At 49.1% G+C, this 23,254-nt stretch carries 19 protein-coding genes and 1 pseudogene; 13 read left to right on the top strand and 7 right to left on the bottom strand.

Annotation, left to right across the window (positions count from 1 at the left end; all coding sequences use genetic code 11):
• Nucleotides 1-190 precede the first annotated feature (190 nt).
• A complete protein-coding gene (locus RIC05_RS09815) occupies nucleotides 191-667 on the bottom strand; it encodes a hypothetical protein (protein WP_350046923.1) in 477 nt (158 codons plus the stop codon).
• Between the two features lie 275 nt (nucleotides 668-942).
• On the opposite strand from RIC05_RS09815, the gene RIC05_RS09810 reads away from it, so the two are divergent.
• From RIC05_RS09810 to RIC05_RS09775, 8 genes and pseudogenes are all read left to right on the top strand, one after another.
• The gene (locus RIC05_RS09810; RefSeq protein ID WP_350046922.1) at nucleotides 943-3,309 is read left to right on the top strand and encodes an ABC-three component system protein; all 2,367 of its coding nucleotides are present in this window, start codon (nucleotides 943-945) and stop codon (nucleotides 3,307-3,309) included.
• The gene (locus RIC05_RS09805; RefSeq protein ID WP_350046921.1) at nucleotides 3,306-3,950 is read left to right on the top strand and encodes an ABC-three component system middle component 1; all 645 of its coding nucleotides are present in this window, start codon (nucleotides 3,306-3,308) and stop codon (nucleotides 3,948-3,950) included. Before RIC05_RS09810 ends, RIC05_RS09805 begins: the two co-directional genes overlap by 4 nt.
• Nucleotides 3,947-7,081, top strand: coding sequence for an AAA family ATPase (locus tag RIC05_RS09800; protein WP_350046920.1), 3,135 nt, complete (start codon nucleotides 3,947-3,949; stop codon nucleotides 7,079-7,081). The genes RIC05_RS09805 and RIC05_RS09800 overlap by 4 nt, the downstream gene beginning before the upstream one ends.
• Before the next feature lie 891 nt (nucleotides 7,082-7,972).
• The gene (locus RIC05_RS09795; RefSeq protein ID WP_350046919.1) at nucleotides 7,973-9,355 is read left to right on the top strand and encodes a hypothetical protein; all 1,383 of its coding nucleotides are present in this window, start codon (nucleotides 7,973-7,975) and stop codon (nucleotides 9,353-9,355) included.
• Between the two features lie 330 nt (nucleotides 9,356-9,685).
• Entirely contained in the window at nucleotides 9,686-11,356 is a 1,671-nt protein-coding gene (locus tag RIC05_RS09790) for a TnsB C-terminal domain-containing protein (protein ID WP_350046918.1), read from the top strand.
• Nucleotide 11,357: 1 nt separating this feature from the next.
• On the top strand, nucleotides 11,358-12,245 hold the full coding sequence (locus RIC05_RS09785; RefSeq protein ID WP_350046917.1) for a TniB family NTP-binding protein: 888 nt from the start codon (nucleotides 11,358-11,360) through the stop codon (nucleotides 12,243-12,245).
• A gap of 7 nt (nucleotides 12,246-12,252) precedes the next feature.
• Nucleotides 12,253-12,714: pseudogene (locus RIC05_RS09780) on the top strand (TniQ family protein); the annotation flags it as partial.
• A 174-nt stretch (nucleotides 12,715-12,888) separates the two neighbouring features.
• The gene (locus tag RIC05_RS09775; RefSeq protein ID WP_350047038.1) at nucleotides 12,889-13,545 is read left to right on the top strand and encodes a hypothetical protein; all 657 of its coding nucleotides are present in this window, start codon (nucleotides 12,889-12,891) and stop codon (nucleotides 13,543-13,545) included.
• Between the two features lie 16 nt (nucleotides 13,546-13,561).
• Here RIC05_RS09775 and RIC05_RS09770 read toward each other — a convergent pair whose 3' ends face one another.
• Nucleotides 13,562-14,461, bottom strand: coding sequence for a recombinase family protein (locus RIC05_RS09770; protein ID WP_350046916.1), 900 nt, complete (start codon nucleotides 14,459-14,461; stop codon nucleotides 13,562-13,564).
• 435 nt (nucleotides 14,462-14,896) lie between these two features.
• On the opposite strand from RIC05_RS09770, the gene RIC05_RS09765 reads away from it, so the two are divergent.
• Nucleotides 14,897-15,892, top strand: coding sequence for a nucleoside recognition domain-containing protein (locus tag RIC05_RS09765; protein WP_350046915.1), 996 nt, complete (start codon nucleotides 14,897-14,899; stop codon nucleotides 15,890-15,892).
• Nucleotides 15,893-15,903: 11 nt separating this feature from the next.
• On the opposite strand, the gene RIC05_RS09760 is transcribed toward RIC05_RS09765, so the two are convergent.
• Both RIC05_RS09760 and RIC05_RS09755 read right to left on the bottom strand, forming a co-directional pair.
• Entirely contained in the window at nucleotides 15,904-17,094 is a 1,191-nt protein-coding gene (locus RIC05_RS09760) for an alpha/beta fold hydrolase (protein ID WP_350046914.1), read from the bottom strand.
• A complete protein-coding gene (locus RIC05_RS09755) occupies nucleotides 16,985-17,821 on the bottom strand; it encodes a hypothetical protein (protein ID WP_350046913.1) in 837 nt (278 codons plus the stop codon). The genes RIC05_RS09760 and RIC05_RS09755 overlap by 110 nt, the downstream gene beginning before the upstream one ends.
• A 329-nt stretch (nucleotides 17,822-18,150) precedes the next feature.
• On the opposite strand from RIC05_RS09755, the gene phaR reads away from it, so the two are divergent.
• The 4 genes from phaR to RIC05_RS09735 all read left to right on the top strand — a co-directional run bounded on the left by phaR (nucleotide 18,151) and on the right by RIC05_RS09735 (nucleotide 20,644).
• Nucleotides 18,151-18,771, top strand: coding sequence for a polyhydroxyalkanoate synthesis repressor PhaR (phaR, locus tag RIC05_RS09750; protein WP_350046912.1), 621 nt, complete (start codon nucleotides 18,151-18,153; stop codon nucleotides 18,769-18,771).
• Between the two features lie 360 nt (nucleotides 18,772-19,131).
• The gene (locus RIC05_RS09745) at nucleotides 19,132-19,488 is read left to right on the top strand and encodes a hypothetical protein (protein ID WP_350046911.1); all 357 of its coding nucleotides are present in this window, start codon (nucleotides 19,132-19,134) and stop codon (nucleotides 19,486-19,488) included.
• Nucleotides 19,489-19,655: 167 nt separating this feature from the next.
• Nucleotides 19,656-20,051 carry a helix-turn-helix domain-containing protein gene (locus tag RIC05_RS09740; RefSeq protein WP_350041704.1) on the top strand — a complete coding sequence of 132 codons (396 nt, stop codon included), beginning with the start codon at nucleotides 19,656-19,658 and terminating at the stop codon, nucleotides 20,049-20,051.
• A gap of 134 nt (nucleotides 20,052-20,185) precedes the next feature.
• Nucleotides 20,186-20,644, top strand: coding sequence for a hypothetical protein (locus RIC05_RS09735; RefSeq protein WP_350046910.1), 459 nt, complete (start codon nucleotides 20,186-20,188; stop codon nucleotides 20,642-20,644).
• Here RIC05_RS09735 and proB read toward each other — a convergent pair.
• The 3 genes from proB to rpmA all read right to left on the bottom strand — a co-directional run bounded on the left by proB (nucleotide 20,641) and on the right by rpmA (nucleotide 23,229).
• Entirely contained in the window at nucleotides 20,641-21,771 is a 1,131-nt protein-coding gene (proB, locus tag RIC05_RS09730; RefSeq protein ID WP_350046909.1) for a glutamate 5-kinase, read from the bottom strand. The genes RIC05_RS09735 and proB overlap by 4 nt on opposite strands.
• On the bottom strand, nucleotides 21,768-22,805 hold the full coding sequence (obgE, locus tag RIC05_RS09725) for a GTPase ObgE (protein WP_350041701.1): 1,038 nt from the start codon (nucleotides 22,803-22,805) through the stop codon (nucleotides 21,768-21,770). Before obgE ends, proB begins: the two co-directional genes overlap by 4 nt.
• Nucleotides 22,806-22,968: 163 nt before the next feature.
• A complete protein-coding gene (gene rpmA, locus RIC05_RS09720) occupies nucleotides 22,969-23,229 on the bottom strand; it encodes a 50S ribosomal protein L27 (RefSeq protein ID WP_350041700.1) in 261 nt (86 codons plus the stop codon).
• Between the last annotated feature and the right edge of the window lie 25 nt (nucleotides 23,230-23,254).

Raw genomic sequence — 23,254 nt, 5'->3', positions numbered from 1 at the left:
TTCTTCGAGAAGCTGCAGCTTCAAGTCAAGTACTGAATGTGATGATGAGACGGGAATAGTAGTGCTGCCTACTGCATTTTGTTTCTGATCCCGCGAGAGCTCAGCGAGCGCTGTGGATGGCGATCGTTTCGGCTGTGAATTTGTCCGTTAATTGAGGTTTCCGGACAAAGTGAGTTTATCAGCGGTGCGATCATTCCTTGTTCGGGGTTGGACGCGGCCATAATCGCGAGGGAAATCCGACTGCGGTGACTTGTTCGATCACAAGCTGCAGCTCTTTCGCAAGATCGGCTTGCAGCGCTCCATTCTTTTTTTGACGGTCTGCGGGAATTCCGCGTGTGCCATTCAGATCATAAATATGGCCTATAATGCGATAGTCATATCCCTCCGGTGTGAGAATTCGAAGACAGGTTGTGGGAATGTAACGGACATTTCGAACAGGGTCGTACTGACACTCTATTTTGGAACCGCCCGCAATCACAGTCCTCCCCATTACCTTGACAGGAAGAGACATAATCAGGTGAACAAATCCGCCGGAGGTTTCCGTATCCAACGGGTTTTCATTAATCACCAGTAAGGATTTTCTTTCATTAGCAAGGGTTTCCAGACGTTGAAACGTGTCTGCAACCCACAGGTCCTCCTTCGCATTTACTGGTTGAAGTACCATCATCGTGTGTATCTGGCAGATCAAAGCACCGAATATAATAAAGTGACTTGTGAGAGCACTCTTTAACTTCATGGACAGACCCATTATCGGATATCGGTTTTGAAATTTCCGCGGTTCGAATCTCAATCACCTATAAGTTTAGCAAGGCTTGTTATTATCCATTGATCGATTTTCATCGAATGGGCATGATACTATTTAAAGTAATGGCTAAAATGGGAACTTCATCCCTGTTTTGCATTTGGTACTTTAATCAGCATTTCAAAGCCTCAGGATAAAAAGTGAACTCTGCCTGTCCGTTTGAAGATTGGCTGCAATCAGCCGGCATCCCAGAAGACGAAGGCCTGTATTTTGTGGGCACCTTTGATCGGCGAATTACCTTCTATTCTCAGCAAGTTCGTGCGTTGCAGTTAATACACGCATTAAAGATGACCGGAAGGCTCTCGGAAAGCCATGACGTAGCCATTGTCGGAGCAGGCGCAGCTGGTGTTACCGCAGCAGTCGCAACTGCGCTTGTGGGGGCAAATGCATTCTTGTTTGATACTGCACAGACTGTTCTTCAGTTACAAAGCAGCTCACCTCGAATGCTTCACCCTCATATCTATGAGTGGCCTAAAATTGGGTCACTGGAGTCCCATGCCAACCTCCCTATCCTTACATGGGAAGCGACGACGGGGAAGAAGGTACAGGAAGATCTCCAGAAGTACTTTGACGCTGCTAATTCTAAGTTGGATAATCTTATATTTACTCCCCAGAATCGATTAAAATGCGTCACAAGATCAGGCACTTCAAAGTGGGAGTTGGAGTTCCTCGACTCACAGGGAAAAGAAGACCAACGCTTATTCAAGCATGTGATTTTGGCAATTGGATTTGGTGATGAGATTTCTTGCGGCGTCTCCAAAAACCATAACTATTGGAAACATAACTCTACCGGCGCAACGGCAGCAGAAAAACACAGCCCCGCTCACTATTTTGTGAGCGGCAACGGTGATGGTGGCCTTACAGACTTCATCAATCTGGTGGTTTCTAATTACGAGCACCTATCTTTTACCAAAACGTTCCTCTCATACTTTGATGATGAAACCTTGCAGCAAGAGACGGCGAAAGCATACGCACAAAGCCAAGCTGAGTATGATCTAGAACAAGCATTCGAAACATACCTCACACCGTTACTATCCAATCACAATGTTCTAACTAAACTTCAGCCTCGATTGAGAACTGATCGCGAAATCACAATCAATAGCAACGGTCCCTTGTTCGTCGCCGGCAAAGCTGCCCAGCTCAATCAAGTCATAGCTTTTTCCGTTCTTGCGGCAGCAAAGGAGAAGAAGCTTAAGATCATAAGAAGTTCGGGCAAGGTCGATGACGTTTGCAGTGAAAACGACAAATTTAAAGTGTTAGGGCCTCAGGTGGATGAGCAAGCGCTGACGCAAAGTTATGACAGAGTTTATCTGCGTCACGGACCTGATCGAGCAGGCTGCTATAAGCCTGTTGAACAATATTTTGAACGCTATGAAGCGCATGTTACTGATCACGGACGTTGTGACGAGATTCCGGCACTGGGCGAAGAAACCTTTGAATTTTTCAAGACACTTGAAATTGATAACTTGAAAGATCCGGCATCAAAAATTTCAGAGAAAGAACGTTTAGCACGTGCCCACTCGACGATTGTCATAGGTCAAGACTTAGCAACGCATCAGTTGTTTGAACAAGGAAGAGAGCGTGTTCTAGGGCTTGCGCAAAGATGTGATCAGCTCACCGAGGACGTGCATCTAGTTGTGACTATCCCCCCGGACCAAGTGTCTGATAGATTAAACATTATCCGCATGATTAAGGCCAGTCATGAACGGATCAAATTGTACGCCGTTGAGGCGGTATATGAGCAATGGAGGGAGCAACACAACGCGACCACATTGCACAATGACGTTTTTTGTTATTTTCCTGCTCAACCGCTCGACACCTCTGGTCTCTCGGGCGCCATTGATCAATGTCTTCTGCGACTACTTAATGGGCGGATAACAGACGTTTTACAAAATAGTAACTGGACTGCGCTCGGCAAAATCGATCCGTCGATCATCGCTCAGATTTCGCCAATTTGGACAAGCTGGAATAATGCGCTGCAAACTGACCTTCAGTTGCGGTCAAGCTTTCTGCGGTGGCTCAACAGTGTCGACCTCCACCAGTCACCATGGGAAGGTGACCGTGAGAGAATAGGAGATTTTGTTGATGCTCTTCTCCTGATGCTTGGTACGAGCCTTGGACAGAATCTCACTCCGATTGACGATAAGGAGTACGGCAATTTGGCGTTTAATCAAAGCTCGAGAGCTCTTGGATCTGGCTGTCGGACGATTGGGAAATTGCAGCTGGCAGATAGCTATTTGCCCGATGATTGGACTGCTGATGCTTTGATACTGTCAGGTACTTCAGAATTGGCAAGACCAGATGAGCACGGAAAGATCCAAGATGGTGGAATGGCATTTGACACGCTTGAAAGCCCGCAGCGCGTGCATCCGGTCACCATTCTCAACAACCTGATGTGGCGTAAAAAATTACAGCAGGATGTGAAGGAATGGACTTTGGCAATAGAGCGCGAGTTCAAGAAGTATCACGAGCGCCAGGATAATGCCCTTAAGGAGGTGAGTAGATGAGTCTTGAAAAGTTCTGTAATGAGCTGATCTGTACATCTCGAGATCTCGAGTGGGAAGCTAAGCTGATGCCAGGTTACGCCAGTAAACAATTTAAAGGTCGAGAGGGTACCGCAGATGTCGCGCTTCCCGAGAAGGTAGTAGGCCTTCAGCTCGGAGACTACCCTGTGCTTGCTGGTGAAATAGATTTGCATGACACAGACCAAGTAAGGCAAGCAATCAAACAATTTCACAATCAAGTCGTTATCGCTCGTTCTTATATGGAAGCGAGTCAAGTCATTAACACCCACCTCATACTGCGTAGCACGGTCGTTGACGAAGCCACGGATTGGCATGTCTTAATTAATCTGATCGAGCGAGATGAGGCAGTTTGCCGAAAATTGGTCTGGAAGGCTGGCGACAAAGAGGAATTTTCTTGCGCAGAACTGATTTCACGCACGTTTTTAGCCCGCCCTTGGCGGAAGAATGACATGGTCAATAACGCGCCTCTAGACCACAATCAAAACTTGGTTGAACGGGTCCTAATCGGGAAGGGCTTACCTGCAAAAACAGCGAAACAATGGATTGAGTACGCCCGAAAGTTTAATGACGAGCCGCTCATTATGATCCCTAAACTTGTTGAAGCATGGAGGAAAGGGAAGTGACATCATTATACCTTCAAAACATCCGCCTCCAACAGTTTAGGAGCTTTTCACATCTCAATATAGACCTGCCGCCTGAACCGGGAGTTTTAATCGTTCATGGCAGCAACGGAATAGGGAAATCATCGCTCTTTAACGCTTTAGAGTGGAATTTGGCGGGAAGTATTGATCAATTCGAAAGCGTCGCTGGCGCAGATAAGCCGGAGAGATATCTTTGTCGACGGGAGAACGACAGTACTGAAGCAACTAGTGTCGCCTTGACCTTCTCAGATGGACACGAGCGTAAAATTATTGAGAGAGAATTGATAGCTCGCGGCAATAACAAATCGGTGCTCTCTGGAGAAGTGACTGACATCGTTGAGTTCTTGCGTGCCCCAGAATGGCAGAGCAAAATTTCCGATATTGGATCTTATTTACTTCTGACCCATTTCCTTGGCCAGACCACCATGTCAAGATCAACAAATCAGGATCCTAAGCGTGGTTTTAAAATTCTACACGAAGCAGCCCAAAGTGCATCTATTCAAGCCATAGCTGATAATCTTTATGGGAGAGGTAACGATAGCGTTATACGCGCCTATAGAGCCGAGATCGATCGGATTCAGGCTAAGAAAGGCCCGCTGGAGTCTCTCATCAAACAAGAACAACGTTATTGGAATGACATCGGCCGCTTCGGGGGGTTAGACGAGAGTTTCGTTGACAAAGAACTTGGGGAGATTGCCGATACATTAAAGCAGTGTTTTGGAAAACTATTTTCATACGAACACGCTGAACTCAGAAATGGCAATTTATCAAGAGAGGTTTTAGAGAATGCATTAAACCAATTGGAATTCCGGTGCGTCGACGTCCGGCATCAAATACAAATTGGCGAAGCTATGATTGACCAGCAGCAGCACGCAGTTGCAAAGATTGAAGAGCTTGTTGCTTCCGGTAATCAAGTCGAGAAAACACTCGCTTCTTTCAACGGGATTCTCAACGCCAGTCAGAGCGACGTAAGCTCAAGCGAGTTGCAAGTGAAGCAACTCGCTAAAAAGATGCAAATTGCGCAAACAAAATCCGAACGAATAGATACCGTACGGAGAAGCTCAAACGAATATTCACGTCTTTTAGCAGCTGTGAACTTCATGCAGGTTCGAGTTTCTACTGCTGGAGAAAGCCGTGATAAAGTTAAGGCGAATTATCTTCGCGCCACTCGTCGGATGGAGATTATTCGTCGTCTATCGATGAATATAGAAGAATACAGTCTCGAGATCACGAAAGCTCAGACACGTATATCTCTTCTCTCCGAGGCTACCGCTTGCATGGAGGGTGTCGAAGCGTGTTCTGAAAACTATACAAGTTTGCTTCAGTCCAATCCCGCTACAGAGCAACGACTTCTTGAGACGAGAAACGCACTTAAGAACATAGCTGGCGAAGTTGACCAAAAAACAGAAGTCGTGGAGAACATGCGTGGAACGGTTGACGCAATGTCACAGGCAATTGCCACATTAGCAATCGAGTTGCCCGCTGACGCATGCGAATGTCCGCTTTGCGCAACGCATTTTAAGAACGCCTCCGGATTGCGAGAGCGTATTGACAACGCCGTCGAACGATTGGCTCCTACCCTTGTAAATGAAGAGGAGCTGTTAGCAACAATGATCGAGGAGTATGATAATTGTTGCTCTGAGGTTGCACATTTGGAAAGGGTTTCGAGTGAACTCGCGTCGGCACATGAGCAATTGAAAACTCAGCAAAGCAGGCTTGATGAATTACTGATTCAAACCGATTTGACAGAGAAAGCGTCTATCGAGATGCTCTTAGAAATAAAAAGTGGTCTTGCTGAAAACTCAGCCCGTCTAGCGGAAAAATTGAAAAGGAAAAAGCACTGGCTAACAGTGCTAAGAACCGGCTTTTCTGGTGAAATCAGCATCAACATATTGAGAGATCAGCTTCAACAAACTGAAGGCGATCTCGATAGATCAAATCGTGATCTGGAACAAGCTACAGAAGAATGCAATCAAGCATACAGCCGCTATGAACGTGCTTGCCAAGTTCTTGAATATGATGAGAAAAAGTCTTCTCATTTAGATCTTGATACTTTGTGGCAGAACGCAGATTTCGAATTTTCTTTGGCTCAAGAGGAACTGAAAGCAGCGAATCAGGTGCTCTCCAATGCACGTATTCAATTGAGTAGATACTTGGAAGAACAAGCTGCTTTTGAAACCAGGCTGAAAACGATCCAAAACAGTCAGAAAGAGTATGAGATAGCACTACAAGAGATTGAAACTGTTTGGCACGGGCTTCATGTTTACGGTTTGAAAGCCGATAGTAACTCGTTGCGCGAGAGGAGCAATCAAGTTGCCGAGATTATTCAAGTCATTGACGAAGTAAAACTGCGTCTTGAACGTTTACGTGAAAATGAAAATGTTCTGGACTGGCGAATTACCCACGAAACAATTTTGCAAGGCATCCGTAAGACTGTCGGCCTCTCGGCAGAAGCTAAGAGAGAAGAGACGGTGATTTTCGCAAAAAATCACCTTCAAGAACTAAATGAATATATAGATTCAACGAACTCTGTGAAAGAAATTGCCAAGTCGGCCAGTCAACAGATCACCAAAGAACTGTCAAAGTTTAGCAAAGATTATATTCTTCCATTAAGCGAATTAATGACCAAAATAAATCAAACGATATTGTGTGATCGTGATGTTGGTATTGATTTGGAAGTGAAAGGAAGACGAATCAATCAACGAGCTGTGAAAGGAAAACTCATTTCCGAAAGCGTTGATCCAAAGCTAATTCATAGCGAAGGACAGTTGGCCGCGTTGGCCGTGAGTATGCTTTGTGCAGCAAGTCTTACTTTCCAGTGGTCAAAATGGAAAGCTCTCATCCTTGACGACCCTCTTCAGCACAACGACTCCATACATTCAGCCGCTTTTGCGGATATGATGGGTAATTTGGCAAAAGAAGAAGGGTACCAAATTATTCTATCTACTCATGATATCGGTCAAGCTGAATTCCTCAGGAGAAAATTCCGCTCCCGCAAAGTCCCTTGCACTACTTTGAATTTATTAGGCGTTGGTCGCGAAGGGGTCGAGTGGTCGCAGCACTCAAGTGCCGGCAAGAATCCACAAATTTCTGCGGTCAATACAGGTATCTAATAATGCTTTGGCAGGACAATTAAGCAGTTCCTTTAATTTCTGTCCTATTAACCGCCTTCAGTATGATTAGTCGGAATTGTTCTCATACATAGATTAGTACGTTGAATGTGGAATTTGCGTGATGACAATTCCGAGCAATGCGCTCAAAGAGATCGCTTAATCAAAAAGCTTACAGAACAAACCTGTGGTTCTTACTTCATTCCACTTTATCACCCGTAAGGCAAGGCGATCCTTAGCTGCTATTGGTTTGAAACTTGAATCATATTCGGTTGCTAGTTATGGCTGCCGTCGCAGGATATAGTCCGTATTCAAGTACGACGTTCGGTGAACTGCCGTCAGCGCAGCCGCTTAAAAGTTGGTCCCAAAAGGGGCCTGATCCAGTTTCGACTATACCCTTTGCCGCTGACTAGACTGCAACCAGCTATGTTGGTTACTTCAAATAGGCAGCATCGATAGTCAAATTGCGATCAATGACGCTGGATTGGCTGGAGGTCATCACTCTCGCTCGCATTTCGTAAGGTTGTTTAGATCAAGGAAGAGTATTCCAGGAAAGACCGGTCGAGAGCAAAGAGACTTTCCCCGTCAAAAACACGGCGGACCAAGCGGTATGACAGCAAGGCCCAGCGAGCCTAAGATGATTACGTGTTAGGGATGCATCTTGGAAGCCTATGACCATGATGTCACTATTGGTTGAGATCCCGCGATCGGAAGCTTTTTTTTAAACCCCAATGCCTTGCGATAATATTCCAAGCATATGGGAAGATGATGGCCCTCAACCACATCTGCTTCCCGACGAGTTGTTTCCACATAACCTGCCAACTACTGCCTTTTTAGCTTAGCTCAACTACCACCAGCGCTTCGGATATGCAGAGATGAGGTTATCGCTTTTACATGCGCACACTGCCTCAATGTGAATTTGATGTGTATGCTTTGTCTTTTCCATGGGGGCATGGGTTCAGCAGCACTCCGCCAATCGGCGCCTTGATTAGTGATGATGGACTTGCCTTGGGCATCATCATCCATGACGAGGCGACCAGCAAATTCGGTTACATCGCTATGTGTCGGCGCGAAGACGCTGTCTGGACAATAGTTAAAGAAACGCACGGCCTCCCTACTCGCTCCAGCGCTGAAGAAAAACTCGCACCTTTTCTTGAGAGTGTTTTGCCAGTTGCACCTGTCCCATCCGGGGACATTGTTCGACCGGCTCTTTTTGACTTTGGCGACCGAAAACCGAACGATGTCTTTCGTTTGCTTGTCGAACCTTCTCACCAGCCCGCATTATGGGCAATTAAAGAACTGTATCTCGCACTTCCCAAACCAGATCGGAACTGGGCGAGCGATTTCCAAACGACCAATTTTCATACGCGCCTCTGGGAAGCACAACTACTGGCTTCTCTTCGTGAGCAAGGCCTTTTGGTCACACAGCCTCATGAATCTCCGGATTTCCGAGTTCAAAACCGACTTGGACAAGAAGTATGGATTGAGGCTGTCACCGCTAATCCGAGCGCCCAATACAACCACCTATTTGCCAAGCCGTCAGCCCCGCCAGATAACCGACCTGAAGTTTTTTTCGGAAGGGGCGCTCTTCGCTTTGCAAAAACGATTGGAAACAAACGAGCCAAGAAATACGAAAAATTACCACATGTCAGCGGCAAACCATTTGCACTGGCGATCGCAGATTTCCAAGAACCCGGATCGATGCTTTGGAGCCGCGAAAGCTTGATTGGATATCTTTATGGCACAGGAGCTGAGGTAACCAAACAAGACGGACAAACCGTTGGCCGGTCCATTTCCGCTAACACGCTTTTAGGCCCTTCGGGTTTCCCGGCCGGTCTTTTCGCAAATGACGAAGCAGCCGAGTTATCCGCTGTCATCTTTACCAATGCATGTACAATCTCAAAACTCTATCGCGTCCCTATTTCAGGCATGGGGTCACCAATCGGATTTCGCTACACGCGCATGGGAAACTTTTTTGACCGCACGCCTAGCGCCTTGGAAGGCATTCCCTTCTGCATGGATATTACTTCTGAAGAATACCGATCACTGTGGGAACATGGCTATGAGCCTTGGTGCGCAGAAATGGAGGTATTCCATAATCCTTTCGCTAAACATCCTATGCCCTTTGCGCTAATGCCCGAGGTCACTCACTGGTTTGTGGGAGAAAACGGTATCGAGTGCCTGAGCACAAAGCAAACTTCTATCTTATGGTCTCAAACTCTTGTCACCAAAGATACCGATCCACCGATCACGCTTGACGATTTTCTAGGACGCTAAGCGCGAATACGCACTACCAGCCTAGAAATCCATCTCTCTCTTTGTAGTACAGAGAAGACAGGTGCAGAGAAGACTCCCCCCAAAAAAAGAACCGCGTCTTTCCGAAGACAGAGAATTTTCGCTGACACTAGGAACTTGTTCATTTAGCCCACGAGCGAGAGCAGTGAGCAAAACCAAATGTAAAATCATAGAGTATTGCTCGTTAGTAGCTGTGACATTCCAACTCATGCTCCAACACTCAGTCGCAACGATCCGTTAAGTTAATTTTTACCAACCCAAATCAACCTATAAATAAAAATTACTTGGGTGAGGATTGCGGAGTTCACTACTATGACACAGGACCCTGTTGATAAGATTGATCAGGAAATCCGAGATTGGGAAATTGCCTCTCGTCGGGCGAAAATCGTTGAGAGCGTCATTCGTCGCCCGCGCCCTATGCGACCTCATGTAGAGCAAGCAGCAAGCGAACAAGATGTATCTACAGCGATGATTTATCGCTGGATAGCGGCATACACAAAGCAACCAGAAGTCAAGACACTTCTGCCGAAACGGAGGGGGCCCGCTCTAGGAAGTCCTCGCCTAGAACCAGAAGCTGAAGACATCGTCAGCGAGGTAATAAGGACCTACTACACTGAGCACCCAAACATAAAATTCAGCAAACTGTATGGAAAAATCTGCGACAAATGCAGAAGGAGGGGAATATCTCCAGTTCCATCAAAAGCTACAATCACGAGAAGAGCTAAAGCGATCAGCCTAGAGCTTAAAAACAAACTGAAGCACGGCCCTAAAAAGGGGAAACACCTCAGCACACCGGTTAAGAAGCCGTACAGCGCCGATTATCCAATGCAAATCGTCCAGTTTGATCACACGCTTTGTGATGTATTCATAGTAGATAACTTTGACCGATCTGCCTTGATAAGACCTTGGATAACACTCGCTATTGATATCTATAGTCGTTGTATTGTTGGTTACTACGCAGGTCTAGACTCACCGTCTTCCACTACTGTAGCAATGGCAGTTGCCAATACTGTACTACCAAAGCAGGATACCCTTTCCAGATTGGGTATCGATCAAGAGCTCACTTGGCCCTGTCATGGACGTTACATGGACGGCCACCACGACAATGCCAAGGAATTCAGAGGCAAGGCACTCAAGCTAGGCTGCGTTCAGAATGGAATAAATTTGATATTCCGACCACGCGGGAAACCCCATTTCGGTGGTCACATTGAACGCCTAATAGGTACAATGATGGGTGAAGTTCACCTACTACCCGGAACAACTTTTTCTAACGTACAAGATAGGGGTGAATACCCTTCTGAAGCTAGGGCAACCCTAAGCTTCGATGAGTTTGAGAAATGGCTCGTCTTGCAAATAATTATCTACAACAACAAAATTCATAGATCAATTTCGCAGCCCCCAATATCAAAGTTTCTCGAACACGATAGTTCAAAGGAAACACTTCGAAATGTACCAAAAGACCATTTTAAATTCTTTGTCTCATTTCTTCCTTATGAAAGCAGAACCCTCCGAAGGGAAGGCATTGAGATATTCAAAACTTTTTACAGGTCTGATGCCCTCTACTCTCCACGAACACCTATTGGTTCAGAGATAATGGTTAGATATGACCCCCGAGACATATCTAAACTGTATTATGTATCTCCTGATGGTGAAATTCATGACATACCGCGCGTACATTCAGGTCGCCCAAAAATCTCACTTTTCGAACATAAGGCGACGCTCGAAGCACTAAAGAAAAAAGGATTGAAACAGATTGACGAAGTAACAATTTATCGGGCGATTGAAGAACAAACCGAACTTCTGAGCAAAGCATCAAAACTAACAAAGTCTATGCGCGTCAAGGCCGCTAAGTTAGGAGTCCGACAAGACCAACTGGGTCGATATCAACCCAAAGCCGAACAATCAACGTCGAACAACGAGCAACCAGATCTATGCTCGGAACAGCCAAGACCTATAAATCTACTCGACGTGGAGGAATGGTGAGATGACTAATGCTCACACAGCATACACCCACGTACACCCACTTTATCAATGTCTGGTGGACGAACCCAACTCAGTAAGAATTCATCGAATACAAACAGAGAAATTTATATCTTATCCACACGCAGAATTTGCACTCAGCAAACTGGAAAACCTAATAAATTACCCAGTCAGAAGTCGGATGCCGTGCTTACTTCTCTACGGTAAGCCGGGGATGGGTAAAACACAGATCTTAACGAAATTCCTCAAGAGCCACGCCAAAACTATCCCAAACGAACCCCCGCCGCCGAACCCTGTGGTGAGCTTTCAGATGCCGGTAGTGCCAGAAGAAAAACGGTTCTACAGGCAGCTCCTCTCAGCACTAGAAGCTCCACACCCTATTTATGGTACAACCAACACATTGGTATCCTTGGCTCGCAAGATTCTGGTCGATAGAGGCACTAAGATCATCCTCATTGATGAAATTCATGCTGTTTTGGCAGGGACACCTCGCCAACAGATGTTGATCTTTAACACCATTAGGTATCTGACAAACGACCTCCGAGTTCCGATTGTTTGCGCTGGAACCCGTGAGGCTCTCTCCGCCTTATGCCGCGACCAACAACTTGCGGACAGATTTGAGGCTTTAGAACTTCCGACTTGGTATGACGGTGAGGATTTTATGGACTTGATCGATACAATCAGTTCGACCTTACCGTTGCGAAAACCATCGGACCTCGGGCTGGCACAAGCAAGACAGCTGATACTTGAGCGTACGGGTGGTATAACAGTTCGCATATTTCGTTTTATAGAAGATTTAGCTTGCCAGGCCATTCTGAACGGAACCGAGCAAATTTTACTTAAAGATATAAGAAACTCTAAAATTACGCCCCTCGCTTCTATGGGGGTGTAAATTAGTTATGAGCCCCGTCCCGTATCTTCCTGAGAAATATGATGGTGAATTATTGTCATCTTGGCTCAAAAGAATAGAAAGATACTACTATGCTCCGGATTTTATATCGAATCAGCTTCGACCAATTACGGATGAATACATAGCAAGGTACTGCGAGAGATCTAGCAGACCTATCAATTTAATGGATGTTAATCCAAATGATCAAATGCTTGAATGCATCAGTCGATTAACAGGATATTCCTCAACGTATTTGCGTGAACAAACCCTCAGGGCGAAGTACCCCCGATTACGGGACTTCATGTTTCTCGGAATCAAATACATAAATAAGTCACCCCACCGAAACGATTACATAATTGAATCATGCCCCACTTACTGCCCAATCTGCTTGAGTGAGCAGATTCAACAATCCGGCGAAAACTATCTAAAGATCGACTGGGCGCTCTCACTAATAACGAAATGCCGTCACCACAAAGTGTACCTGTATGACACTTGTCCGGCTCTACCAGAATGCTACCCAGCATCGCCGTTCCAGAAAGTTGAAGCACTCACGCAAAGGAAGGGGGATTACGCAACGAAATTTGGCTGCAGTCTCTGCAAGAAGCTTTGCTGTGAACACCCGACAGAGCAATACAAGGACGAAATTTTGACTACTCATGGCGTCGAAGAGGCACTGATCGAAGCCATACAGAAAAATAGACTTCCTGAAAAACTAGGTGGGCCAGGCAACTCTTATCAAATTCAGTACACACTCCAAGATTTTATCAATCTTTGGGGCTTGTCGCTTTCTCTTCCCGAAGACAAAGAATTCATTAAAGAAAAGAAAAAATCTAAACTCTTCCAATATCTTGGATCAGTGAATGACCTGACTTTTGGTGACTGCAACATTATGATCAGAAGCAAGATCATGGAGCTGGTTACTCGACACTTTGCATTCCCAGAAATGCAAAACAATCCAATGCAGCACCTCGGCGACCCAGAAACTGATGATCTATTCCAATACCTTACGAAAAACGGAATAAATGAGAGCACATTGGCACTGATAATTTATATCAGATGGCCAAAAGGATTTTGGTACAAAAGCCCTAAAAGGCAGCAATCTAAAACAACGTTTTCGCCAAAGACAAACACCGTAATACAGTGTCAAGCCATCGAAGAGATAGAGAAACAGCTGTCATCAGGCAATTTCCCGTCAGACCTTAGCCAAGATACCAAACGCCAATTGAAGATAGCTTTCAGATTGCTAAATCGAGTGCGAGACAAACTGTCGACCACCGTAACGCAGAATGCCTCTTTGAATTGAGCATAACCAAAGGATGTTATTGCTTCCATCCTTCGATCAATCCAATTTCGATCGCCTTAAGTATCTCAGAACGTACAGAGGACTGAGACCAACCTCCTAAGCTACGTGGAGGCGTCAATTTACCACGGTCCAACTTTTCTACAATTTCTTTGAGAGTAAGGGATGGCTGGATACTGAGCATGCCGGCGATTTGCATCGTAGCCTTAGTTGGTTCCAGTCTAGCCCTTGCAGATCTAGCCAGCACATTTGCATTAAGGAGCCCATCCTTCACAAAACACTTAGCGGCGCGTCTCAACCTCTCACCTGTCCACGTGCGGTTTCCATCACCCCCATTAACGATGCCAGCCACAACGTCCCAAGGGTACCGGGGACGATATTTTCTAACAATTGGAACCCAAACATGAGCTGAAGAATTAAGCTCGTCAAAGTAACTCTGCTTTCTTTGCGCAGATACGAGAGCAATAGCTTTAGGGTTCCGGGACTTTAGCTTTGGATTGCCGCCTACTCTTCCTGCCTTACGCGCTTTTTGCAGCCCCAACTTAGTTCGCTCACTTACCAAGGATCTTTCAAACTCAGCAAATGAACCCAAAATCTGCAGCATTAGTGTACCTTGTGCCGAAGATGTATCTATCGGATCTGATAAACTGGCGAAGTGCCCCCCATTGCTAAGCAGCTTAGACACGATCTGCAATAGATCTGTGAGAGATCGAGCGAGACGATCTATCTTAACAACAACAAGCTGGTCTCCTTGGCCAACATGAGCGATTGCCTCTCTCAGGCGAACCCTATCCTTTTTTGCTCCAGATACATTCTCAGAGAAGACAAGTTCACAGCCCGCATTGTACAATGCCTCTATTTGAGCCTCTGTTGATTGCTCTGCTGTTGAAACTCTGGCGTAACCGATCCTTCTACTCATTACGAAACCAAAACATTTTCAGAAAAAGATCTACGAGAAATCGAACGTTTTCTCATGGAGTTTAATGAGACTGCGTGCATCAACATGGGTAACTGCCCTGAAACAACTTGTGACATTACGGAAAAAATGAACTAACTAAGCGATAAGTGACAATGTGTCAGAGATAGTGCGAAAACGGCTCAAAGTTTGTGCGAAAAGGGGCTCAATTAGTAGTGTTCTCAACATCGTTGAACCCCGACAATTTGCGCAAATTCTCCGCCCAACGAAGTTTGAGCCATGGCATTATCTGCGGCGTTAAACCACCCTCGCCCACCGGCGAAAATCAGGTAACCGCATCACATAGAGTCTGATAGATATTGGCGTCGCATCTGCCCACAGATGCCCGCCCGAAGCCAAGCCCCGAACGCCCAACCACCAAATGGATAGAACGCCCCGATGTCCAGCATCCTGCCCCGCGCCCTGCACCGTTATGTCTTTGATCTGATCAATCGCAGTCAGAAACTGTTCGTCACCTTGATGAAGGTGATGCTGCCGGTCATGATCATTGTCCGCATTGCCGAAGAATTCGGTGCCATCGAAGTTGCATCCGACCTTTTGACCCCGGTGATGGCGTTGATCGGCCTTCCGCCCGAAGCGGGATTGATCTGGGCGACCTGTGCGTTGGTCAGCATGTATGGCGCGGTCGGGGCGTTTATCGGTCTTTCGGCACATCTTGATATGACGGCTGCACAACTAAGTGCGCTGTGCGCAATGATGTTGTTTGCCCATGGGCTTCCGGTGGAGCAGGCGATTGTCAAACGGGCCGGGGCCAGCCTGATTGCCACCACTGCGCTGCGCATCGGGGCGGCGATTGGCTATGGCGCGCTGGTGACATGGATCAGCAACCAGACCGGCTGGTTGTCCGAGCCGGTTGATTTTTCATGGATGGCAGGCGGGGATGTTACCCAGGCCGCAACCGGTCTTGCCGGATGGTGGGACTGGAGCATTCAGACCATCAAGTCGCTGATTGTCAGTTTTTGCGTGATTACCGGGCTTTTAATGATCCTTGATGGCATGAAAGTCACCGGCCTGACGGATCGCTTTACCCTTGCCATTTTGCCGATCCTGCGGGTATCGGGACTGTCGCGTGACGTTGCACCGGTTACAACGATTGGCGTGTTGCTGGGCCTGACCTTTGGCGGCGCACTGATCATTGATGAGGCACGCAAAAACAATTACCCGCCGCGCACGCTTTTCCTGTCGCTGAGCTGGTTATCGCTTTCGCATTCATTGATCGAGGATACCGCGATCATGCTGGCCCTAGGTGCGGATATCTGGGTGGTGCTGGTCGGGCGGGTGATCCTGACCCTGATCATTATCGCCCTGTTGGCGCGGGCCACACGGGGTTGGGACCGGAAACCCGATCAGTTGGCAAGTGATACAGCCAGCTAAGGATTAGGTGGTTAGGCTTTTCCAAGCCACTCGACAACCGGAACCCATGTGGATTTTTCCGCGCGCGATCCGACCATCATGCCGATATGCCCGCTTGAGGGATGAAGGTCAGACCGGACATCTTCGGGGCAGGCATCAAACAGTGCCTTGGCACTTTCGGGCGGCACGATCCGGTCATTTTCCGGGATCACGGCCAAGACCGGGCAGGACAGATCAGCCGGATTGATATCGATGCCGTCGATCTGCCATTGGCCTTTTGCCGGTCTGTTTTCAACATACCACCCGATCAGGCAATCGACCGCAACACGGCGCGGTAGCGGCACCCCGTCATTGAGCCAATCTTCCAGCCCGACAAAATCATGGGCCTTGGCCGAATCGGTTGCCATTTTTTCAAAGCGCCGGAATTTTTCGCCAATCATGAACGGGTCCAAGCTGGCAAACAGGCTTTGCAAGACATCGACCGGCAAAGTGTCATGAATTGCCAGCATATGGGGCAAGGAGGGTGCAAAGGCCGCAGCAATGCGTGATTGCGTCGGACCGGCAACCATGAAGTCCCACGGGGTTGCCAGCAAGACCAGTCTGGAAACCTGCGCCGGGTCCAAAAGGGTTGCGGCAAGGGCCAGTACGCCGCCCATGCAATAGCCGACCACCGGCACCGGCCCGCCATTCAAATCGGCAACGTCTTGCAGCACCGTAACCAAGCGACCGGCAATATAATCATCCAAGCCGAAACTGGCTTCATCAAGCCCGGGATAGCCCCATTCCACCAGCAAGGGCCGATAGCCGCATTTCGCCAGATAACGTGCAAAACTGCGTTTTTCATTCAGATCAAGGATATAGCCCCGATTAACAAGGGAGGGCACCAGCAGAACGATCCCGCCGGGATGCGTGCCTTTTTTGGGGGCGGTTGGTCCATAATCATAGACCCGTGTCGAGCCATCTTCCCAGATGACGGGGATGTCTTTGCGTTCATCATCCTTGGGGCGGCGATAGGGATGGCGTTGATAGGCGCGCACCCCGTCATGAAAACCGGCATGCCGATCAAAGGCCACCCGATCAAGCGCCTGTGCCAGGTCATCGGGGTGGTAAGCTTCAGCTTCCTTCAGGAGGCTTGCCGCCTGATCCTTCAGTTCCGCCTTCCAGGGCAGCAATTGTTTCAGAAAGATCGGCAATGCGGCGCGCGAGCTGAGCCAGCTCGTCATCTCGACTGCCATGTGCATCGGCAGCGGCCGTGGCCCGGCCCGCTTTTGGCTTTCCCTTTTGGGTGGGAGCGTCTTTTGTCTCTCTGGACTGATCATTTTTCCCCTGCCCTTTTGCAGCTTCTTGTGCAGCTTGTTTTGCAGCAGTCTTTTTCCTGGCTGTCGTTTTCGCAGGCTTTGCTGTCGCACCCGCCGGTTTTGCCGTTGCATCCGCAGGCGCATTCTGTTCGCTGTCAGATTTGGCGGTCGAGGTCGCCGCCTTCGCCGCAGCATCGCCCATGCCCATGCCCATCATACCGGCCATCGCGGCCATGTTCGGCGGGAATGGCATGGCACCGGGAACGGGACCAGCAAAAGGTGCGGTTGGCAAATTCTGTGCAGCCTTGGTCATTTGTTCCATCATCGCCAGAACAGGGTTGGCAGCAGGGATCGCGCCCGCCAAGGGATTGCCAATATTCGCCCCCCCGGCACCAAGTTGCTGCCCCATTGCCATCTGACCGATCAGATTGCCCCATGCTTCGAAGCCTTCGCCCATGCGGGTGGTGTCGGCACCGAGGGATGCATAAAGACGACCAATCGCACTGGCGGCCTGTGCGCCGTCAGCCGTAGCGGCAACCTGTTCACGCCATAAGGCGAGAAAGCGGGTGGCAAGCTGTTCGAGTTTTTCATCATCATCAAGTGACGACGTATCGTGGACTGATGGGTTCGGGCCGTTCGTGTCGTTGGTCATAGGCGACACCTTTATCCTTCCCTTGTATCCTTCCCTGATGAGAAGCACGTTTGTTGCACAACACTATAGATTGTTGTGACACAGGGGAAAACGAATTCCCGTGCTGCGCAGCAACAAGTCGTATCTGCAGTTGTTTTTCGCACCGCACTTCGCGTTGAATACTGGACACATTGGCAAATTCGCGGCACTGTCATAATCTTCTGAGCGAATGCAAAATCGAAAATGCTGCGCAACATCGTTATTTGTGCATGCGCAAAGCAGTCGGATCAATACCGTCAAACGCATTCGTCAGAGAAACGTCCGGGAAACAGGGAAGCAGGAAAAACGTCATGACCTCCAAGAAATCAGATGATCAAGACCGCATCGTTATCAAGAAATATGCGAACCGACGCCTGTATAATACGGCGACCAGTTCGTATGTGACGCTTGATCACCTTTCACAGATGGTCAAAGAGAATACCGACTTTGTCGTCTATGATGCGAAATCGGGCGAAGACATCACCCGCCCGGTTCTGACCCAGATCATTGTCGAAGAAGAAAACAAGGGACAAAACCTTTTGCCGATTAACTTCCTGCGCCAGTTGATCGGCTTTTACGGCGACAGCCTTCAGGGTCTGGTCCCAAGCTACCTTGAACAGGCCATGAGCGCCTTTGGCCATAATCAGGAACAGATGCGCGAATATATGCAAGGCAGCATGCACGGCATTTTCCCGTTTGGTCAGTTTGAAGAAATGAACAAACAGAACATCGCGCTGTTCGAACAGACGATGAAGATGTTCTCGCCGTTCCCGCATGGCACGGAAGCCGGCCAGCAGGATGGCAGCAATCCGGCACAGCCAACCGCCCCCGGGGCCGCAAAGCCCGATGCGTCGCTCAACGAGCTTAAAAGTCAGCTTGAAGCCATGCAGGCACAGCTCAACAGTCTGGCAGGTGGCAAGACCACAAAATAGGGCCTTGGCGCTGATCGGGGTCTAATCGGGGTCTGATCTGATCCCAAATGACAGAATTTCGAAAGGTGGAGTTTCCCGGTACGGGGCTCCACCTTTTTTTATGCCTGCATCGCACCGTGATCTGGCGTTTGCCAAGCAGACAGCCCCCCATTCCAACGCGTCAAAACCGCCCATCACCAATATGTGACTCGGCACACCTCAGGCGCGGGCCATCACCGGCACCAATCGTGCATAAACTTTTTGTTAACCATTTACCCCCGCCCGGCGACGCCGAAAGGCGGCACTTTTTGCCGGGCTAATGCCAAAAACGGACGGAGTCTCGAACCAGACAGGTAATTTTAACCAACGACGCCGAAAAACATGACCGCGATTACATCGATTCCCATGCCCCCGGCCCGCAGGCCTGACTCTGCGCGTACCGGAATGGATGGTCCTGCCGGGATCGGGATAGATACAACCGCGCCGATTTCGCCTGTACGGGAAATTGCGCAGAATGGTGGCGCGTGGCTGCAACCCCATGATCTTGTGGGCAGCGCAGCATTCTGGACACAGCTTTTGGGGCAGATATTACCTCAGGAAAACCTTTTGCAACCGCCGGTCATTCAAGAAGCGCATGCCAGCTATGCACGGCATTCCACACCCTACAGCGTAGAAACCAACGTCTTTTTTTCACCTTATGCACTAGACAAAGACAGCTCAATTGACCTATATAGCTAGCTTCTGGCGGATTGCTGTAAACATTACCTGACCAATGTTCAGGTACATATCATCAAATCGCAGCCCGGATACGGTGCTGCGATTAGGTGTTTATGGGGCAAAATCAAATAAGCCCAACAGCTTCCAAAGTGGGGATCTATAACTGGCGGTTGATAACGGAAAATAACATGACTGAGATTGCAGCTATCGAAGAACCGAAGCGCGCAAACCGCGCTACTGACACTGACCGTTATGTTGGTCAGCGTATTCGCGAACGCCGCATCATGCTGGGCTTTTCCCAGCAGCAGATGGCGGATTTGATTGGCGTTACCTACCAGCAGGCACACAAGTATGAGCGCGGTATCAACCGTATCTCTGCCGGTCGCCTGTATGAAATCTCCCAGGTGCTGGGTGTTCCGGTAAGCTACTTCTATGAAGGCCTTGACGGCAACCAGGCTTCCGAGCTTAACGCACGTCAGCGCATGTGCCTTGAACTGGCCCGTAACTTTGCCAGCATCAAGCATGAAAAACACCAAGAAGCACTGAGCCAAATGGCACGTGCTCTTGCTGATCAGGCTGCCTAAGTCCGACATACCGGACTTCCGCGCCGCTTAAGAAAAGACTGTCTTCGGGCAGTCTTTTTTTTTGTGCGTTTCCTATCATAAGATGGAACAAGAGACGAAAGAGAAATTAAACTTCAGAAAGGATTAGAGTAGATATGAAGAAGTCTGACACCAGCATTCTTCTAATTGGGGCAGCTCTGTCTGTAATAACCGCAGCAATCGGGAGCACTCTGTCCACATATTTCGTCCGCCATCAAGACACACAGAACTTCTTGGAAGAGTTTTCGTGTGCGATAATTCCTGAGCTAAATGCAATCAGCGCAGTAGCTGCTGAAATCGCCAACGGCCCTCAAAACCTAGATAGCTTTCCAAACAATTCACCGCTTCTAAGCATGACAGCACTAATGGACAACACAATCCCTCTTCCGATCTACACAAAGCTTTTAAACATAGAAAACCAGAAGCAAAATTTGAGCATACGACTTTCCCTGTCTGTACATGCGACGAATAAAGAAGAATCAGATCTAGCCGAGTTACAGCGAGCAGCTGAGAAGCTCAAAAACACCTCTCAAGCTATACTAGAGGAAGTACGCTCTCTATGTGTAACCGGTTAATCGTCGATCATAACCAGATCGTCGGAATGGATGACGGCATTGCCGCGTGAGAATCCAAGGGTGGCTTCGATGTCGGCCGATGCGTGCCCGATCAGAAGACGGGTTTCATCCGCGCCATAGGATGTAATGCCACGGGCAATCTCGCCCCCGTCGCCATCCAGAACACGCACAGCATCGCCGTGCTTGAACCGGCCATCGACCGCCGTAATACCGGCCGCAAGCAGGTTCTTGCCCGTACGCATCGCCTTTGCCGCACCGGCATCAACGATGATCGCACCATGTGCCTTTAGCGAGGTCGCAATCCAGTGGCGACGTGCGGCCAGAGGGCTTTCACTTGGCAGGAAGACGGTATTGGGTGCACCCTCAAGCTGGGCTTTGAGCGGATGATAAATGGTGCCGCGTGCAATGATCATGCGACAGCCGGCCTTCATCGCGATTTCAGCTGCCTGAAGTTTGGTCACCATCCCGCCGGAGCTATACATTGTCGGTGCGACACCGGCCATTTCAAAGATTTCCTGCGTCAGTTCGCGGACTTCCGGGATCAGCACAGCATCAGGATTTTTACGCGGATCGGCGGTATACAGACCATCAATGTCAGAAAGCAACACAAGGGTATCGGCCGAAATCATATGGGCGACTTTGGCCCCCAGACGATCATTATCGCCAAAGCGGATTTCTTCGGTCGCGACCGTATCGTTTTCATTGATCAGGGGCACCGCGCCATGGGCCAGAAGGGCATTGAGCGTCCCGCGGGCGTTGAGGTAACGACGGCGGCCTTCCATGTCCTCTAACGTGACCAGAACCTGTGCCATTGTCAGGCCATTGCGGCCCAATGCCTCCTGCCAGACTTGTGACAGGCTGATTTGGCCGGTGGCGGCGGCGGCCTGTTTGTCGGCCAGACTGATGGTGCGGTGATCAAGGCCAAGCAAACGACGACCCATGGCAATCGCGCCGCTAGAGACGACGATGACCTCTACGCCGCGTTCACGCATGAACGCGATATCGTCGGCCAGGGCTTCGAGCCAGGCACGGCGCAGCTTGCCGGTATTTTCATCGACCAACAGGGCCGAGCCGACCTTGATGATCAGACGTTTTGCATCGGTTAAAGCAGGCGCCTTGTGGCTCACGGTTGGTAGCCCTCATCCTCGCGACCTTCCATGGCGCGGCGTTCGCGTTCGCCATCGATATGGGCGCGGACTTCACGGTGAATGTCCTTGATGCCGCTCTGGGTTACGCCAGAGACGATATAGACTTTTTTGCCGATCCCTTTTTCAAGGATCTCGCGTTGCTCTTCGACCATTTCGGGCAGGAGCTGATCGGATTTCGACAGAATAACGATCTCAGGCTTGTCGATCAGGATCTCTGCATAGTTCTCAAGCTCTTCGCGGACCGTGTGATAGGTTTTGACCGGATCTTCCTCGGCACAGTCAATCAGATGCAAAAGCACCTCACAGCGCTCTATATGACCCAGGAACCGCGTACCGATGCCTTTGCCTTCTGATGCGCCTTCGATCAGGCCGGGAATATCGGCAAGGACAAATTCCTTGTCATCGATGCTGACGACACCGAGTTGCGGGTGCAAGGTTGTGAACGGGTAATCGGCGATTTTCGGGCGCGCATGCGAGGATGCGGCAAGGAAGGTTGATTTCCCGGCATTGGGCAGGCCCACCAGACCCGCATCGGCAATCAGTTTCAGACGCAGCCAGACAGATTTTTCTTCTGCCGGCCAGCCTTCTTCGGCACGGCGCGGGGCCTGATTGGTGGAGGATTTGAAATGCGTGTTGCCACGGCCACCATCACCGCCAAAGCACAGCATATGGATTTGCCCGGGACGGACCATATCGACAATCAGGGTTTCGCGGTCTTCTTCGAGAACCTGGGTTCCGACCGGGACCTTGATCGTGATGGAATTGCCCGAGCGACCGGTACGGTTGCGGCCCATGCCATGCATGCCGACTTCGGCCTTGAAATGCTGCTGATAGCGGAAATCGATCAGGGTGTTGAGGTTTTCGACGGCCTCAAGAATAACGTCGCCACCACGGCCACCGTCGCCCCCGTCCGGCCCGCCATATTCGATATATTTTTCGCGCCGGAAACTGACCGAACCGGCACCGCCGCGGCCACTGCGCGCATGAATTTTGGCTTCGTCGAGAAACTTCATAACCGGTCCTTTGGGCGATGCCCGTTCTTTTGGCGTTTAATCCCGGCGCGCGAGCACCGCGCATCAACGGGATAAAGTTCATATAACATATAAAATAAGGGAGGAATGATTGCTCATTCCTCCCTTGAAAATCTTGCTACGTAACGCGCAGCCGACGGGAGGCTTACGCCTCTGCCGGAACGATGTTTACGTAAGTACGACCCTTGTAGCCCGACTTGAACAGGACAGCACCGTCCACAGTCGCAAACAGGGTGTGGTCTTTGGCGAGGCCAACATTGTCGCCCGGGTGGAACTTGGTGCCACGCTGACGAACGAGGATGTTGCCTGCAACAACTACCTGACCACCGAATTTTTTAACGCCGAGACGGCGACCTTCGGAGTCACGACCGTTGCGCGAACTACCACCAGCTTTCTTATGAGCCATGAAACTCTCCTAAAACTGCATCTCA

This window comes from Thalassospira sp., from assembly GCF_040218635.1.
Lineage (GTDB): Bacteria > Pseudomonadota > Alphaproteobacteria > Rhodospirillales > Thalassospiraceae > Thalassospira.
This window is presented reverse-complemented; position numbering and strand designations above follow the sequence as displayed.

Bases quoted from the DNA above. Each gene is read 5' to 3' on its own strand.
- RIC05_RS09760 (WP_350046914.1), bottom strand. From the start codon at position 17,094: ATGACGAGCTGGCTCAGCTCGCGCGCCGCATTGCCGATCTTTCTGAAA.
- RIC05_RS09815 (WP_350046923.1), bottom strand. From the start codon at position 667: ATGATGGTACTTCAACCAGTAAATGCGAAGGAGGACCTGTGGGTTGCA.
- RIC05_RS09745 (WP_350046911.1), top strand. From the start codon at position 19,132: ATGACCGCGATTACATCGATTCCCATGCCCCCGGCCCGCAGGCCTGAC.
- RIC05_RS09755 (WP_350046913.1), bottom strand. From the start codon at position 17,821: ATGACCAACGACACGAACGGCCCGAACCCATCAGTCCACGATACGTCG.
- RIC05_RS09795 (WP_350046919.1), top strand. From the start codon at position 7,973: ATGCGCACACTGCCTCAATGTGAATTTGATGTGTATGCTTTGTCTTTT.
- RIC05_RS09790 (WP_350046918.1), top strand. From the start codon at position 9,686: ATGACACAGGACCCTGTTGATAAGATTGATCAGGAAATCCGAGATTGG.
- obgE (WP_350041701.1), bottom strand. From the start codon at position 22,805: ATGAAGTTTCTCGACGAAGCCAAAATTCATGCGCGCAGTGGCCGCGGC.
- RIC05_RS09765 (WP_350046915.1), top strand. From the start codon at position 14,897: ATGTCCAGCATCCTGCCCCGCGCCCTGCACCGTTATGTCTTTGATCTG.
- phaR (WP_350046912.1), top strand. From the start codon at position 18,151: ATGACCTCCAAGAAATCAGATGATCAAGACCGCATCGTTATCAAGAAA.
- rpmA (WP_350041700.1), bottom strand. From the start codon at position 23,229: ATGGCTCATAAGAAAGCTGGTGGTAGTTCGCGCAACGGTCGTGACTCC.
- RIC05_RS09740 (WP_350041704.1), top strand. From the start codon at position 19,656: ATGACTGAGATTGCAGCTATCGAAGAACCGAAGCGCGCAAACCGCGCT.
- RIC05_RS09785 (WP_350046917.1), top strand. From the start codon at position 11,358: ATGACTAATGCTCACACAGCATACACCCACGTACACCCACTTTATCAA.
- RIC05_RS09805 (WP_350046921.1), top strand. From the start codon at position 3,306: ATGAGTCTTGAAAAGTTCTGTAATGAGCTGATCTGTACATCTCGAGAT.
- RIC05_RS09735 (WP_350046910.1), top strand. From the start codon at position 20,186: ATGAAGAAGTCTGACACCAGCATTCTTCTAATTGGGGCAGCTCTGTCT.
- RIC05_RS09770 (WP_350046916.1), bottom strand. From the start codon at position 14,461: ATGAGTAGAAGGATCGGTTACGCCAGAGTTTCAACAGCAGAGCAATCA.